11 protein-coding genes are annotated in these 15,399 nt (G+C 64.1%); 5 read left to right on the top strand and 6 right to left on the bottom strand.

The genetic code is table 11. From position 1 onward, the window contains the following. Nucleotides 1-19: 19 nt before the first annotated feature. Nucleotides 20-1,021 (bottom strand): NADP-dependent oxidoreductase, encoded by a 1,002-nt coding sequence (locus P6U24_RS35140; protein ID WP_407156955.1) that lies wholly within the window; start codon nt 1,019-1,021, stop codon nt 20-22. Between the two features lie 199 nt (nt 1,022-1,220). Here P6U24_RS35140 and P6U24_RS35135 point away from each other — a divergent pair, with 199 nt between their 5' ends. Continuing rightward, a complete protein-coding gene (locus tag P6U24_RS35135) occupies nt 1,221-2,516 on the top strand; it encodes a dicarboxylate/amino acid:cation symporter (RefSeq protein ID WP_407156954.1) in 1,296 nt (431 codons plus the stop codon). A gap of 12 nt (nt 2,517-2,528) precedes the next feature. Then, on the top strand, nt 2,529-3,455 hold the full coding sequence (locus P6U24_RS35130) for an amino acid ABC transporter substrate-binding protein (RefSeq protein WP_407156953.1): 927 nt from the start codon (nt 2,529-2,531) through the stop codon (nt 3,453-3,455). A 537-nt stretch (nt 3,456-3,992) separates the two neighbouring features. Here P6U24_RS35130 and P6U24_RS35125 read toward each other — a convergent pair. Both P6U24_RS35125 and P6U24_RS35120 read right to left on the bottom strand, forming a co-directional pair. Further along, entirely contained in the window at nt 3,993-4,340 is a 348-nt protein-coding gene (locus P6U24_RS35125; RefSeq protein WP_407156952.1) for a hypothetical protein, read from the bottom strand. Between the two features lie 132 nt (nt 4,341-4,472). Further along, the gene (locus P6U24_RS35120) at nt 4,473-5,414 is read right to left on the bottom strand and encodes a RimK family alpha-L-glutamate ligase (RefSeq protein WP_407156951.1); all 942 of its coding nucleotides are present in this window, start codon (nt 5,412-5,414) and stop codon (nt 4,473-4,475) included. A gap of 289 nt (nt 5,415-5,703) precedes the next feature. On the opposite strand from P6U24_RS35120, the gene P6U24_RS35115 reads away from it, so the two are divergent. From P6U24_RS35115 to P6U24_RS35105, 3 genes are all read left to right on the top strand, one after another. After that, the gene (locus tag P6U24_RS35115; RefSeq protein WP_407156950.1) at nt 5,704-6,477 is read left to right on the top strand and encodes a ferredoxin--NADP reductase; all 774 of its coding nucleotides are present in this window, start codon (nt 5,704-5,706) and stop codon (nt 6,475-6,477) included. Nucleotides 6,478-6,773: 296 nt separating this feature from the next. Then, nucleotides 6,774-8,339 carry an acyl-CoA synthetase gene (locus tag P6U24_RS35110; RefSeq protein WP_407156949.1) on the top strand — a complete coding sequence of 522 codons (1,566 nt, stop codon included), beginning with the start codon at nt 6,774-6,776 and terminating at the stop codon, nt 8,337-8,339. A gap of 252 nt (nt 8,340-8,591) precedes the next feature. After that, nucleotides 8,592-10,217, top strand: coding sequence for an FMN-binding glutamate synthase family protein (locus tag P6U24_RS35105; protein ID WP_407156948.1), 1,626 nt, complete (start codon nt 8,592-8,594; stop codon nt 10,215-10,217). 215 nt (nt 10,218-10,432) lie between these two features. Here the strand turns inward: P6U24_RS35105 and P6U24_RS35100 are convergent, their stop codons facing one another. The 3 genes from P6U24_RS35100 to P6U24_RS35090 form a co-directional block, all read right to left on the bottom strand. Then, a complete protein-coding gene (locus P6U24_RS35100) occupies nt 10,433-11,743 on the bottom strand; it encodes an AAA-associated domain-containing protein (protein ID WP_407156947.1) in 1,311 nt (436 codons plus the stop codon). 15 nt (nt 11,744-11,758) lie between these two features. After that, nucleotides 11,759-13,492 carry an ABC transporter permease gene (locus P6U24_RS35095; protein ID WP_407156946.1) on the bottom strand — a complete coding sequence of 578 codons (1,734 nt, stop codon included), beginning with the start codon at nt 13,490-13,492 and terminating at the stop codon, nt 11,759-11,761. 301 nt (nt 13,493-13,793) lie between these two features. After that, entirely contained in the window at nt 13,794-15,098 is a 1,305-nt protein-coding gene (locus P6U24_RS35090; protein ID WP_407156945.1) for a hemolysin family protein, read from the bottom strand. Between the last annotated feature and the right edge of the window lie 301 nt (nt 15,099-15,399).

Raw genomic sequence — 15,399 nt, 5'->3', positions numbered from 1 at the left:
CTCCCTTGCGAGGCCTCGATCAGACTCTGACCATGCGTTTGCCCCGGTTCTCGCCCGCGAGCAGTCCGATCAGCGCCCGCGGCGTGTTCTCCAGGCCATCGATGATGTCCTCCTGCACCTTCAGCCGACCGGACGACACCCAGCTGAGCAGGTCGGCGACTGCCTGGTCGCGCCGAGCCATAAAGTCCGTGACGATGAAGCCCTGCATGACGAGGCGCTTCACCACGATCAGCCCGGGAAGCCCGCGCGGACCGTGCGGCGACGGTGCACCGTCATATTGCGAGACCGCGCCGCAGCAGACGATGCGGCCATAATTCTTCATCTGCGGCAGGCACGCCTCCAAGATATCGCCCCCGACATTGTCGAAATAGACGTCAATGCCATCGGGGGCTGCCGCCTTGAGCGTCTTGAACAACACGCCGTCCTTGTAGTCGACGGCAGCGTCGAAGCCGAGCTCCGATGTCAGCCAGTCGCACTTCTGCTTGCCGCCGGCAATGCCGACGACGCGGCAGCCTTTGATCTTCGCGATTTGGCCGACGATCGAGCCGACTGAGCCGGCCGCGGCCGACACCACGATGGTGTCGCCAGCCTTCGGCTTGCCGATCTCGAGCAGGCCGAAATAGGCGGTCAGCCCAGCGACGCCATAGACGCTGAGCAGATGTGTCATCGGCTCGACCTGCGTCAGCTTGGTGAGATGCTTCGCCGGGACGGCTGCATAGTCCTGCCAACCCGTGTCGCCGAACACGATGTCGCCGACTGCGAGGCCCGGCGACTTCGTCGCGACGACCTCGGCGAGGCCACCGCCCGCCATCACGCTGTTGGCCTCCACCGCGGATCGATAGGTCGCGCCCTGCATCCAGGCACGGTTGGCAGCGTCAAGCGAGATGTAGCGCACGCGCAGCAGCACCTCTCCGTCCTTTGGCTCGGGGATCGCGCCCTCGACCATGCGGAAATGGTCCGGCGTGAGTTTCCCGCTCGGTTTCTCAGCCAACAGAATCTGGCGGTTGATGGTGGCACTCATCGTGTTTCCTCCCTTGTTAGTGGATCGATCCTGCCGGCTAGTGATGCAGCTGCGGGCCCGCAAAGCAATCATTTGCACAGATTGTGCGCTGCGCCACGCAAAATCATCCGCGGAAATTGCACCCTTGGGGTGTGGCATGTTGCACCCTTGTCAAAATCTGCCACACTCGACCAGCCGGGGAGCTTGGAGGGGAGACAGTATGTCGAACAGGTTCACGCAGTACATCCTGATTGCGATGGTGCTGGGCATCGTGATGGGGACCTTGATCTTCAACCTGATGCCGGACAGCCGGGTCGAGCTCGGCAACGACATCAACCTGATCGCCATGCTGTTCCTGCGGCTGATCAAGATGATCATCGCGCCGCTGGTGTTCGCCACGCTGGTCGGCGGCATCGCGCATATGGGCTCGGGCGCCAAGCTCGGCCGCATCTTCGCGAAAACCATGGGCTGGTTCATCAGCGCCTCCTTCGTCTCGCTGCTGCTCGGCCTCGTGATGGTGAACCTGCTGCAGCCCGGTGCCAACTTCCCGGGCACGCTGCCGGACAAGAGCCAGTCGACCGGCCTGCCGGTCTCGGCATTCTCGGTCGAGAAATTCCTCACGCATCTGATTCCGACCTCGATCGCGGACGCGATGGCGCAGAATGAGATCCTGCAGATCGTGATCTTCGCGGTGTTCTTCTCGGTCGCGATGGGCGCCTTGCCGGAGCGCTCGAAGCAGCTGCTGTCGCTGATCGACGATGTCGCTCATATCATGCTGAAGGTGACGAGCTATGTGATGCTGTTCGCGCCGGTCGCGGTGTGGGCCGCGATCACCGCGACCGTGGCCAAGAACGGGCTTGCGGTGCTGTGGAAGCTCATCGTGTTCATGGGCGGCTTCTACTTCTCGCTGTTCATTCTCTGGGCCATCCTGGTCGTGGTCGGCTTCGTCGTGATCGGCCCGCGCTACAGCCATCTGTTGAAGCTGATCCGCGAGCCCCTGATGATCGCGTTCTCGACCGCGAGCTCGGAGGCCGCCTATCCGAAAACGCTGGAGGGGCTGAACCGGTTCGGCGCCTCGTCGCGGATCTCCAGCTTCGTCCTGCCGCTCGGCTATTCCTTCAATCTCGACGGCACGATGATGTACTGCACCTTCGCGTCGATCTTCATCGCCCAGACCTACAAGATCGACATGTCGCTCGGCACCCAGCTCGCGATGCTCGCGACCTTGATGGTCACCTCCAAGGGAGTGGCCGGCGTACCTCGCGCATCGCTGGTCGTCATTGCCTCCACCCTGTCGCAGTTCAACATCCCCGAAGCCGGCTTGTTGATGATCATGGGCATCGACACCTTCCTCGACATGGGCCGCAGCGCCACCAACGTGATCGGCAACACGCTGGCGACCTCCGTCGTCGCGAAGTGGGAAGGCGAGCTCGGCCCCGAGCATGCGCTGGGTCCGAGCGACGTGGTGCCGCCTGGCATGGTGCCGGGCGAGGTCCCTGCCATGGCCGGTCACTGACGGGAGTCGCAGATGGGCCAGTTCGCAAGCAGGCCGCTCGCCAGCCTTGGATTGCTGCTGGTTCTCTGCTTTCCGCCCTCCGTCGCCGCCGCGCAGGGCAGCGACGAAGGGCTCTCTCCGACGCTGGCCACGATCAAGGCGCGCCACGTCGTGCATCTCGGCTATCGCGAGAGCTCGCCGCCGTTCTCGTTCCTCGATCAGGCGGGCCGGCCGATCGGCTACAGCCTCGAACTCTGCGAAGCCGTTGTCGACGAGATCGGCGTCGAGATCGATGATCCTGCCTTGCGCATCGACTATGTCAAGGTGACGTCCGACGACCGCATCGCTGCCGTGCTGCAAGGCAAGATCGATCTCGAATGCGGCTCGACCACCGCCAATGCGGAGCGCGCCAAGCAGGTCGCGTTCTCGCCGCTGATGTTCGTCGCCGGCACCAAGCTGATGGTGCCGAAGGGCTCCGGGATCACGTCGGTGACCGACCTGAAGGGCAAGACCGTGGTGGTGACCAAGGGCACCACCAACGAGCAGGCGATGCACAATGCCGACAAGAAGTTCTCGCTTGGCCTTAACATCGTCACCGCCGGCGATCACGAGCAGTCCTATCAGATGCTGGTGGACGGCAAGGCCGATGCGTTCGCGACCGACGACATTCTGCTCTATGGCCTGATCGCGCGGCACAAGTCGCAGGACAGATTTCGCGTCACCGGCGATTATTTGTCCTACGATCCCTACGGCATCATGTTCCGCAAGGGCGAGCCGCAGCTCGCCGCCGTTGTCGAACGCGCCTTCCGTAAGCTCGGCTCCAACCACGATCTGATTCCGCTCTACAACAAGTGGTTCGTCGGCCGGCTGCCGACCGGCGAGAAGCTCAACGTCGCGATCTCGCCGCAGCTCGAGGAAGCCTTCCACGTGCTCGACGACAGCCCCGGCGCGAATAATTGAGGATCGTCACTGCTGGGCTCGCCCACCATCGGCCGCGGCCAATTCCACTGTCGTCCCGGCCAAGCATTGCAGCGCGATAGCGCTGTCGACGCGCAGAGCCGGGACCCATACGCGCTGCGGCCGTGCGGTAGGGCACATACGTCGAAACATGCCCAACCCAATTTGCGATGGTGGTTATGGGTCCCTGCGTTCGCAGGGACGACAGCGGAATGCGTGGATGCGGCGGTTGCACATTTCTGCGCCGTCCGCATTGATTAGTTCAACCTGTCAAACAGCAGACGCACATCCGCCTTCTCGCGGCGCGGTGCGCCCGAGTGATGCAACGGTCATGTCCCTCCTGAAACGAGAGGGCGCAGGGAAGGCCGGGTGCAGGTCGCACCCATGGTCCGCGTGCAGCAAAAAAGCACGCGGCAGAACCACAGGTACGAGCCAAACATCCGGCCCTCCCTGCGCGAATGGGTTACCGGTTTATACGTGATCTCCTCGGGGACCGGCGTTCTTGCCCCCGTCGCGCGCCATGCTCGTCATAAGCATCGCTCACTTGGCATCAGCACCGGGATGCCAGGACCACACGACTTCACCGTCCGTGAATGCGTCGTTCGTCGGCGCATGAGCGCTGCGACGCTTCACGTCCACCGCATCACCGCCTCGCGTGTCGTGACGATCGCGATACGCCCCTCTCGTCGAGGCGGGATACGGATACACAATCACGAATTCCGAAAAAAAGAAATAGAAATATTTCGTCAGAAGGCGGGGATCGTGCTCTTCGCGTTGAAACCGCTCGCAATATTGGTTTGTCGGCGCAGGCGCTTTCAGAGAGTCTTGTGTACGCTTTTGCGCCTTCGAGAGCTTAACTTGCGCATTTGATTCGCCCGACGGGCACAAGCGCGAGTCCGACGCGCGATGTGAGAGATCGCTGCGCAGATCGCCATTCCGGGCTCGCGCGCCTCAGGCGCGCCCCCGGAATGAGAGGAGAGAGAAGAGCGATGTGCTTCGCTTCGCCGGTGACCACGGCCATCAGGTCGCGCCTTCGAACACCCGGTCCAGCGCCGCCGTATAGATCGCATCGACCAGCTCCGGATGCCGGCGGCCGAGTTGCTCCATGACCACGCCGGAATTGATCTCGAGCACCTGCCAGCGATCATGCGCGCGCACGAGGTCGACGGATGCGAAACGGATGCCGAGCGCGTCGGCGGCGGCGATCGCCAGCGCCACACAGGCATCACGGCTCTCGCCATCCTTGAGCAGCGTCGCTTCCGCGCCGAATTCCAGATTGTGGCGCCAGTTCAGCAATCGCTGCGTGCCCGAGGGGACGATCGCATCGAGATCGCTGTCGTCGGTCTCGCTGCGCAGATTGTCGATCAGCTCGACATGCCGCTCCCGCGGCGTGGCGGCGAGCGCGAGCTCGCGGAAAGTTTGCCGGCCGTTACCGACGACGGCGATCCGCTGCTTGGCATAAACCGTCTGCGGCGCGCCATCGAGCAGCACGACACGGACCTCCTCATCGATGGACAGATAGGGGGCGATCGCGAGATTCATGTTCGCCGCGAAGATCGCATCGACGGCGCGCGCCAGGCCCTCGCGCGTGGTCGCCCGGAACACCAGGCGGCCCGACGTGCCCTCGTTGGGCTTGATCACGAGGCCTTCGGGATGCGCGTCGAGCAGCCTGAGCATCGGCGCCAGCGGTGCGCGCGGTCCCGGCTGCGGGCCGAGGAAGAAGGCGTGCGGGACGCAGGCGATGCCTGACAGCGCCAGCAGCTCGGCGGTCGCGGATTTATCGCAGGCGATGCGGTGCGCCACCGAGCTGTTGAGGCCGAGATCGTAACCCAGGACCCGGCGGCGCCGGCCGCCGCGGTCCAGAACCAGCAGCCAGCCGTCGGCGCGAATATCCAGCGCGATCCCGCGCTCGCTGCAATAGCGCTTGATGATCTCGACGAGGAGCCGTTGACCGTTAATCATTGCTCAAGGATTGGGCCGCGCCTACGGAATTTAAATGCTGGACCAGCAGGGTTTCGGCAAGTAAATTGCGGGAAATCGTTCGTATACAAACGACCTTCTTTCGAACCTGGAATGATCCCAAATCGGCATGCATTTGATCGTGATCAATTGTGCACTGCCGCGGGTTGATTATCTCTCGTTTTCGCGTACATCAGACGCGAAATTCGCGAGACAGAACAGGGCTTTCTGCTGTCCCTGCTCAAGACGAGATGTTTCTTTCAACTTTGGCCAGAGCGAAAAAACAAACGACATGAGCGCGTTCTATCGAGAGAAAGTTCTTTCTGTCCAGCACTGGACCGACACCCTCTTCTCCTTCCGTTCCACCCGCGACGCCGGTTTCCGTTTCCAGAACGGGCAGTTCGCCATGATCGGCCTCGAGGTCGAGGGCCGGCCGCTGCTGCGTGCCTACAGCATGGCCAGCGCCAATCACGAGGAGGAGCTGGAATTCTTCAGCATTAAGGTGCAGGACGGTCCACTGACCTCCCGCCTGCAGAAGATCAAGGAAGGCGACACGATCCTGGTCGGCCGCAAGGCCACGGGAACGCTGATCACGGACAATCTGCTCCCCGGTAGCCGACTGCTTCTCCTGTCCACCGGCACGGGCCTTGCGCCGTTCGCGAGCCTGATCAAGGACCCCGACGTCTATGATCGGTTCGAGCAGATCGTGCTGGTCCATGGCTGCCGTCAGGTCGCCGAGCTCGCCTATGGCGAGACCGTGGTCGAGAAGCTGCGCGAGGACGAGCTGTTCGGGCCGCTGCTCTCCGAGAAGCTCGCCTATTATCCGACCGTGACCCGCGAGCCGTTCCGCAACCGTGGCCGCATCACCGACCTGATCTCCTCCGAGCAGCTGTTCAACGATCTCGGCCAGCCGCCGCTCAACATCGAGACCGACCGCATCATGATGTGCGGCAGCCCGGCGATGCTGGAAGAACTCAAGACCATGTTCGAATCCGGCGGCTTCGCCGAAGGCAGCGGCAACACGCCGGGCCATTTCGTGATCGAGAAGGCCTTCGTCGAGCGCTGATCGCTTCGCTCCTCGCGAGCCCTGATCCAAATATACCGCTTACGCCGCAACGCTTCCTCTCGGACGAGAGGAGGCGTTTTTCATTCGTGGCTCGCGCAGTCCTGCTCCTCCCGTCCAGCTATCGTCGCGCGCATGAGCGTGAGCGACATGCGGGTTGTCAGGCGGCAAGACCGACCCGGGTATCGCTGCGCTCACCCGGGCTACTCTTCGTGCCCCTTGACCCTGTTTCCTCAGACTCTACGCTTGTCTCCAAAGCTAGGGCCGAAGGCTCGACAGGCATCAAGAGGGGGAACGCCATGGATTCCATCGTTCGGCGGCAGACGCTCGGTGACCTCCTGCGCCGGAGCGCGGCGCGCAATCCCGACAAGCTCGCGGTGGTCTGCGGCGATACCGGGTGGTCCTACGCGGAATTTCACGGCATCGTCGACCGCCTGGCGGCCGGCCTTGCCGCGCGCGGCATCACCAAGGGTGAGCGCCTCGCCATTCTCGCTCGCAACTCCCATGCCTTCGTGGCGCTGCGCTTCGCACTGGCGCGGCTAGGGGCGGTGCTGGTGCCGATCAACTTCATGCTCAAGGCCGAGGAGGTCGCCTACATCCTGCGCCATGCCGGCGCGCGCATGCTCGCCACCGACACCGGCCTTGCGCCGCTCGCACGCGGGGCCGCAGCGCTGGTGCCCGCGATCGAGCAACTGATCTGGCTGCCGTCGGAGGCGCCGAGCGAGCGCCAGGGCGACATGATCGATTTTGCCGCGCTCGCGTCGTCGACCGACGAGCTTCCCGCAGTCGCGCTCGACGGCACTGATCTGGCGCAGATCGTCTACACCTCGGGTACGGAATCGCTGCCGAAGGGCGCGATGCTGACCCACGATGCGGTGATCTCGCAATATGTCAGCTGCGTCGTGGATGCCGAGATCGCATCTCATGACGTCGCGCTCAATGCACTGCCGCTCTATCACTGCGCCCAGCTCGATGTGTTCTTCGGTCCCTCGATCTATGTCGGCGGCACCAACATCATCACGGCGTCCCCTGCGCCCGACAATCTGCTGCCGCTGATCGCGAAATTCCGCATCACCTCGTTCTTCGCGCCGCCGACCGTGTGGATCTCGCTGCTGCGCTCGCCACTGTTCGACCGCACCGATCTCTCGTCCTTGCGCAAGGGCTATTACGGCGCCTCGATCATGCCGGTCGAGGTGCTGCGCGAGCTCAAGCAGCGGCTGCCGGAGGTGCGGCTGTGGAATCTCTACGGCCAGACCGAGATCGCGCCGCTGGCGACCATGCTCGGACCCGACGACCAGTTGCGCAAGCCGGGCTCCTGCGGCCGCGCCGTGCTCAATGTCGAGACGCGCGTGGTCGACGATGCCATGAACGACGTGCCGCCTGGCGTCGTCGGCGAGGTGGTGCATCGCTCGCCGCATCTGATGCTCGGCTATTTCCACGATGACGAACGCACGCAAGCGGCCTTCCATGGCGGCTGGTTTCATTCCGGCGACCTCGCCACCATCGACGCCGAGGGCTACATCACCATCGTCGATCGCAAGAAGGACATGATCAAGACCGGCGGCGAGAACGTCGCCAGCCGCGAGGTCGAGGAGGCGCTCTATTTGATCCCGGAAGTCTCCGAGGTCGCCGTGATCGGCCTGCCGCATCCGCGCTGGGTCGAGGCGGTGGTGGCGGTCATCGTGGTCAAGCCCGGCTGCGCGCTGACCGAGGCGCAGGTGCTGAGCGAGGTGCAGTCCCGGCTGGCTTCGTTCAAGACGCCCAAACGCATCGTCTTCGTCGAGGCGCTGCCGAAGAATCCGAGCGGCAAGCTCTTGAAGCGGCAGCTTCGAGAGATGCATGCCGGACTTTTCACGGAGGCGTGAGCGCTGGCAGCGAGCGGGTCGACTTTCCCAATTCGAACGCCGGCATGGCTGGCTTTGCGCCGCAAAATCCAGGGAAGCCTTCCTGCTGGATTGATTCCTCGCGGCAAGATTGGATAGCGTTTGTCCGAATGGCCCTGTCATACCCATGACCGCGGCCCCGGATAGTACCGGATAGATCAGGTCTGCGACGCCGGTCCATCGTGCGGCCTCCGTTATCGGGAGGCTGTCGATGGCCTTCGCTCGGGGGATGTCATGGAAACGCTGCTGCTTCCGTTTTCGCCACGCTTCATCGTGCTGACGATCTGCGCTGTCGTGACGGCCCTATTGTTGATTCTCGGGATCTTCGACCACAAGGTGTTCGATTTTCTGCTGGCGCCGCTTCTGATCTTCGGCGGGCTCACGCTGCTCGGCATCCGCGATCTGACGCAGCAGAGCCACGCGGTGCTGCGCAACTATCCGATCGCTGCGCATATGCGCTTCCTGTTCGAAGAGATCCGCCCCGAGATGCGGCAGTATTTCTTCGAGAGCGAGAAGGACGGCATGCCGTTCTCGCGCGACACCCGCGCCGTGGTCTATCAGCGTGCCAAGATGGTGCTCGACAAGCGCCCATTCGGCACTCAGGAGGACGTCTATCGCGACGGCTATGAGTGGCTGCACCACTCGGTAGCGCCGAAGCCGCATGCGAAGGAGAAATTCCGGATCACGATCGGCGGGCCCGATTGCGCCAAGCCCTATTCGGCCTCCGTGTTCAACATCTCGGCGATGAGCTTCGGCGCGCTCAGCCCCAACGCGGTGCGCGCGCTCAATGGCGGCGCCAAGAAGGGCGGCTTCGCGCATGACACCGGCGAGGGCGGCTTCAGCCCCTATCATGCCGAAATGGGCGGCGACATCATCTGGGAGATCGGCTCCGGCTATTTCGGCTGCCGGCACCGTGACGGCAGCTTCGATCCGGAGGCGTTCGCGCGGGTCGCGAGCCTGGACCAGATCAAGATGGTCGAGCTCAAGATGAGCCAGGGGGCGAAGCCCGGCCATGGCGGCGTGCTGCCGGCTGCGAAAGTCTCGGCAGAGATCTCCAAGATCCGCGGCGTCGCGATGGGCGAGGACTGCATCTCGCCGGCCGCGCATCGCGCTTTTTCAACGCCGATCGGAATGATGCAGTTCATCGGCGAGATGCGACGCCTCTCCGGCGGCAAGCCGGCCGGGTTCAAGCTTTGCATCGGCCACTCCTGGGAATTCCTGGCGATCTGCAAGGCGATGCTGGAGACGGGCATCTATCCCGATTTCATCGTGGTCGATGGCAATGAGGGCGGCACCGGCGCGGCGCCGCTGGAGTTCATGGACCATTTGGGCATGCCGATGCGCGAGGGCGTCAGCTTCGTGCACAACGCGCTGGTCGGCCTGAACATCCGCGACCGCATCAAGATCGGCGCCTCTGGCAAGATCGCGACCGCCTTCGACATGGCGCGGGCGATGTCGATCGGCGCCGACTGGTGCAATTCGGCGCGCGGCTTCATGTTCGCACTCGGCTGCATCCAGTCCTTGAGCTGTCACACCGACCGCTGTCCGACCGGCGTCACGACCCAGGACCCCACGCGCAGCCGCGCGCTGGTGGTGCCGCACAAGCTCGAGCGCGTCTACAACTATCACACCGCGACGTTGCACGCGCTGACCGAGCTGATCGCGGCTGCCGGCCTCGAGCATCCGCAGGATCTGCGGCCGATCCATTTCTCGCAGCGCACCTCGACCACGGAGGTGTCGACCTTCGCAAAGCTCTATCCGCCGCTGCGGCCGGGTGAATTGCTCGAAGGTACCGAGGACGTCCGCTACCGAGACGCCTGGGCGATGGCGCGGCCGGACACGTTCGCGCCGGTGATGTAGTCGACGAGAGCCGGCGCCCCACACTCCGCTGTCGTCCCGGGCAAGCGCAGCGCAGACCCGGGACCCATAATCACAGGCGGTAGTTAGCAGGTAAGGTATCGGCCCGATTGCCTCACAGCACGGCCGCGGCGTATGGGTCCCGGATCGGCGCTCGCTTTGCTCGCTTGCCCGGGACGACAGTTGAGGATGGAGCGGCGCCGATACCCCAGCCGATATCAGTGCGGGTTCTCCAGACTGAATGTCTCCGACTGCTCGTCATAGGCGAACAGCTCGGCATAGCGGCCCCAGGAGACGATCGTCTCCAAAGTCTCGTCGGCATATTGCTCGGACATGTAGTCCTCGAGCTCGATGCGGAATCGCGCAGCGGGCGCGGTGTGCGAGGGCCGATCGTCGAGCACGCGCCGGATCAGACCGATCAGCGGCACGTTCTCGGTCAGGTGCTGGGCGAACAGCTTCTTGCGCTCGTCGGTTTCCAGATGCGCGAAGCGCTTGCCGGCCTCGGTGAGATTGAGATCGCCCTCGCTGAGCTGGGCGAAGCGCAAGAGCTGCAGCGCTTCCGCCAGCGGGAAGATCTCGTCGACCTCGAGCTGCAGATGGCCTGCCAGCACCGGCAAATCGGCGTGGCCATTATAGGGCTCGCCCGCCAGCGTTTCGATCAGGCCGGAGATCGAGTTCGACCCGACATGGCTCAACACCATGCCAACGCCAGGGCCAGGCGCTCCTTCGGCGCTCGGCGCCTTCGGCTCGGGCCGCTGGGTCATGCGGGCATAGAGGCTGTCGACGAGTTGGCGGAACGCGGGATCGAGCCGGTTGCGCGGATGGGCGAGGTCGACCTTGAACTCGGCGGCGACGCGGCCGGGGTTCGAGGAGAACACCAGGATGCGATCGCACATCAACACCGCCTCCTCGATGTTGTGCGTCACCATCAGCACCGACTTGATCGGTAGCCGTCCATCGATCCAGAGGTCGACGAGATCGGTGCGCAGCGTCTCGGCGGTGAGCACGTCGAGCGCGGAGAACGGCTCGTCCATCAGCAGGAGGTCGGGATGCACCACCAGCGCGCGGGCGAAGCCGACGCGCTGGCGCATGCCGCCGGACAGCTCCTTCGGATAGGCCGATTCGAAGCCATCGAGGCCGATCAGGTCGATCGCGGCCAGCGCGCGCTTGCGCCGCTCGGCGCTGTCGATGCCAAGCGCCTCCAGCCCGAGCTCGACGTTCTGCAGCACCGTGAGCCAGGGAAACAGCGCGAACGACTGGAACACCATGGCGACGCCGTCGGGCGGACCTGCGATGGCCTCGCCGCGGCATGTCGCTTCGCCCGATGACGGCGAAACGAGACCAGCGATGATGCGTAGCAAGGTCGACTTGCCGGAGCCGGAGCGGCCGAGCAGGCCGACGATCTCGCCGGCGCGGATCGACAGATCTACCTTCTCCAGCACGAGGAGATCCTCGCCGCTGCCCTTGGGAAACAGCCGGCTGACGCTCTTGATGTCGATCAGCGGTGCCTGCTTGACCTGGTCGCGCATGAAATATCTCCCGGATCAGCCGAGCCGCAGCCGGCGTTCGCCGAAGGCATAGAGCGGCCGCCACAGCAGCCGATTGAACAGGGTCACCAGAATGCACATCACGGCGATGCCGAGCACGACGCGTGGAAAATCGCCGGCTTCGGTCGCCTGCGCGATATAGGCACCGAGACCGGCGGCGGTGAGATGCGTATCTCCCCAGCTCGCAACCTCGGCGACGATCGAGGCGTTCCACGAGCCGCCCGAGGCGGTGATGGCACCGGTGATGTAGTAGGGGAAGATGCCGGGCAGCACCACCTTGGCCCACCAGCGCCAGCCCTTCAGGTGCAGGCTCGCGGCAGCTTCCTTGAGGTCGGACGGAAAGGCGCTGGCACCGGCGATGACGTTGAACAGAATGTACCATTGCGTGCCCAGGATCATCAGCGGGCTCAGCCAGACATTGGGGTTCAGTCCAAAACGGACGATCAGCACGACGAACACAGGAAAGGCGAGGTTGGCGGGGAAAGCCGCCAGGAACTGCGCGAGCGGCTGCACGCGCTCGGCGAGCTTCGGCCGCAGCCCGATCCACACGCCCACCGGCACCCAGATCAGCGAGGCCAGCGCGATCAGCACCACGACCCGCAGCAGCGTGATCAGGCCATAGCCGACCGCGGCGGCGATGTCCGAAAAGCCGAGCGTCGCGGCAAGATAGCGCCAGGTCTGCCAGCCGGCATAGGCGCAGCCGATGACGATGACGGCAATCCACAGCGTATCGATCAGGCGCTGCGGCGGACCCTGACGCAGCGGTGCATGCCAGGCCGCTGGCCAGTCGATGCGCAGGTTGGAGAAGGTGCGGTTGACGGCCGAGAAAGGCAGCCCGATCGATCGCAGCGCGCGGGTGCGCCTGAACAGATCGAGCATCCACGAGGTCGGCGGATTGCCGGATGCCGTCTGCTCGAAGCGGAATTTATCGGCCCAGGCCACGATCGGCCGGAACAGCAGCTGATCGTAGACGATGATGACCAGCAGCATGGTCAGGATCGCAAAGCCGATCGCGACGAGGTTCTTCTGCTGGATCGCGAGCGCGACATAGGAGCCGATGCCGGGCAAAGTGACGGTGGTGTTGCCGACAGTGATGGCTTCGGACGCCACCACGAAGAACCAGCCGCCCGACATCGACATCATCGTGTTCCAGATCAGGCCGGGCATTGCGAAGGGCACGTCGAGCCGCCAGAAGCGCTGCCAGCCGGACAGGTGGAAGCTCTGCGTCGCCTCCTCCAGATCCTTCGGCACATTGCGCATCGACTGGTACATGGAAAACGTCATGTTCCAGGCCTGGCTGGTGAAGATCGCGAACACGCAGGCGAGCTCCGCGCCCAGCACCCTGCCGGGAAACAGGTTCATGAAGAACACGACGGTGAAGGTGAGAAAGCCGAGGATCGGCACCGACTGCAGAATGTCCAAGAGCGGGATCAGGACCATCTCGGCACGGCGGCTCTTGGCGGCGAGCGCCGCATAGACGAAGGTGAAGACCAGCGAGCAGACGATCGCGAGCAGCATCCGGAGCGTGGTGCGTAGCGCGTAGAGCGGCAGATGCGACGGATCGAGCGTGACAGGCGCGCTGTCGAGCGCGGACAGCGGCAACGTGGTCTGCTCGCCGCCATAGACGATCAGCACCATGGCGCCGATCACGATGATCAGCGCGACGAGGTCCCAAATGTTGGGCCGGACCGCATGGCCCAGCGTGCTGGCGCGGATGTCTTGCAGGAACATGGCAGCGGTCTCGTTCGGTTGTCCCGCGAAAGCGTCTCCTTCTCATGGGGCGGCGGGTCTGTTCAAGCCGGCGCAGCGGTGTTAGCCCAGTTGCGTGTTTTGTGAAGGTTTTATGATGAGGTGTGCACCTCAAGCGCACGAAGGCTGCCTCACAAGAGGTCGTCACGCCCGCGAAGGCGGGCATCCAGTACGCCGCGCTTTTCGGTCTCGACGACTGGCTGCTCTGGAAGACTGGATCACCCACCTTCGCGGGCTTGACAGTTGTGGAGGTAAGACCAGCGGGCTTCAGGCAACAGGAAATCTATCCCACATTCGGCTCTTCGGCCTCCAGCCTTGTTGCCAGAATCTTGTCGATCCGCCGTCCGTCGAGGTCGACGATCTCGAAGCGCCAGCCCTCGAGGTCGAAACTGTCACCCACCTCCGGGACGCTGCCGAAGTGCTGCAGCACGAGGCCGGCGACGGTGTGATAGCCGGGATGCTCCGGCACGGCGATCGACAGCAGATCGGAAAACTCGTCGAGCGGCATCCAGCCGGAGACCAGAAGCGAGCCGTCGGCACGACGCACATAGGCCGGCTCCGGCGGGCCTTCCTCCGACGAAAATGCGCCGACGATCGATTCCAGGATGTCGGCTGCAGTGACGACACCTTCGAACGAGCCATACTCGTCGTGGACCAGGCCCATATGCACCGGTGCGCCTTTCAGGATCGCGATCACGTCGCGGGCGTCGACCGATGACGGGATGATCGGCACCTCGCGCACCAGGCTCCTGAGGTCGGGCGTCTCCTCGCGCAAGTAGGCATCGAGCAGGTCCTTGGCCTGCAGCACGCCGATCGGATGGTCACGCGAGCCGTCGGACACCGGCAGCCGCGAATGCGGGCTTTTCGCGAAGGTCTGGCGAATGGTCTTGGGATCGTCATTGAGGTCGATGACGTCGACCTCGGGACGCGGCGTCATGACGGCGCCGACAGGGCGGTCGCCAAGCCGCATCACGCCGGCGATCATCTCCTTCTCGCCCGGCTCGAGCACGCCGGCGGTCTCGGCCTCGCGCACCAGATGATGGATCTCCTCCTCCGAGACCTTCTCACCAGCATCGCCGCGACGGCCGAGCAGCGCCAGGATGAGCTTGCCGGACACGTCGAGCAGCACGACCAGCGGCAGCGAAACCTTGGATAATATCTGCATCGCCGGCGCGACACGCACCGCGATGGCCTCGGGGTCGCGTAGCGCAAGCTGCTTCGGGACCAGCTCGCCGACGATCAAGGTCGCATAAGTGATGCTGGTGACCACGAGTCCGACGCCGACGATGTCGGCGACGGATCCGGAGAGGCCGAAGCCGACCAGCCAGGACGATAGGCGTTGGCCGAGCGTGGCGCCGGAAAACGCACCTGAGAGGACGCCGACCAGCGTGATGCCGATCTGCACGGTCGAGAGGAACTTGCCGGGATCCGAGGCCAGGGCCAGCGCGCGCCGGGCGCCGGCGACACCTTTTTCGGCCAGCAGCGCCAAGCGGGCCGGCCTCGACGACACGATCGCCAGCTCCGACATCGAGAGCAGGCCGTTGACCACAATCAGGATGAGGATGATCGCAAGTTCGACTGAGAGCATTCGGTTATGAAGGTGGGTTCCGGGACCGGCATGCGACGGACATGAGCCGCATCATATAGCAACGCGCAGCCGCTGTGGCGCGTGATCGGGCCAAATTGCCGCATGGTGTCGAGGCATTGTTAGGGAGGCTTACGTCGCAGGAACGTCAGGGCGGCGGGATCTTACGCAGGCTGCGGTGCGCTCCCTCTCCCCGTTCTTTACGGGGTTCGCGACGAGCTTCGCTCGCGCCGGGAGGGCTGGGGTGAGGGGCAGACGCGCGAGCGGTGTGAGTGTTGGGACCTGTACCCCCTCACCCGGATTG

Origin of the sequence: Bradyrhizobium sp. STM 3557, from assembly GCF_045571465.1 — a bacterium.
GTDB lineage: Bacteria > Pseudomonadota > Alphaproteobacteria > Rhizobiales > Xanthobacteraceae > Bradyrhizobium.
The sequence above is the reverse complement of the archived record's forward strand: the minus strand, read 5'-3'. Positions and strand labels throughout refer to the sequence as shown.

Excerpts from the sequence above, each read along its gene's own strand:
- P6U24_RS35140 (WP_407156955.1), bottom strand. The coding sequence starts at position 1,021 with ATGAGTGCCACCATCAACCGCCAGATTCTGTTGGCTGAGAAACCGAGC.
- P6U24_RS35135 (WP_407156954.1), top strand. The coding sequence starts at position 1,221 with ATGTCGAACAGGTTCACGCAGTACATCCTGATTGCGATGGTGCTGGGC.
- P6U24_RS35130 (WP_407156953.1), top strand. The coding sequence starts at position 2,529 with ATGGGCCAGTTCGCAAGCAGGCCGCTCGCCAGCCTTGGATTGCTGCTG.
- P6U24_RS35120 (WP_407156951.1), bottom strand. The coding sequence starts at position 5,414 with ATGATTAACGGTCAACGGCTCCTCGTCGAGATCATCAAGCGCTATTGC.
- P6U24_RS35115 (WP_407156950.1), top strand. The coding sequence starts at position 5,704 with ATGAGCGCGTTCTATCGAGAGAAAGTTCTTTCTGTCCAGCACTGGACC.
- P6U24_RS35110 (WP_407156949.1), top strand. The coding sequence starts at position 6,774 with ATGGATTCCATCGTTCGGCGGCAGACGCTCGGTGACCTCCTGCGCCGG.
- P6U24_RS35105 (WP_407156948.1), top strand. The coding sequence starts at position 8,592 with ATGGAAACGCTGCTGCTTCCGTTTTCGCCACGCTTCATCGTGCTGACG.
- P6U24_RS35100 (WP_407156947.1), bottom strand. The coding sequence starts at position 11,743 with ATGCGCGACCAGGTCAAGCAGGCACCGCTGATCGACATCAAGAGCGTC.
- P6U24_RS35095 (WP_407156946.1), bottom strand. The coding sequence starts at position 13,492 with ATGTTCCTGCAAGACATCCGCGCCAGCACGCTGGGCCATGCGGTCCGG.
- P6U24_RS35090 (WP_407156945.1), bottom strand. The coding sequence starts at position 15,098 with ATGCTCTCAGTCGAACTTGCGATCATCCTCATCCTGATTGTGGTCAAC.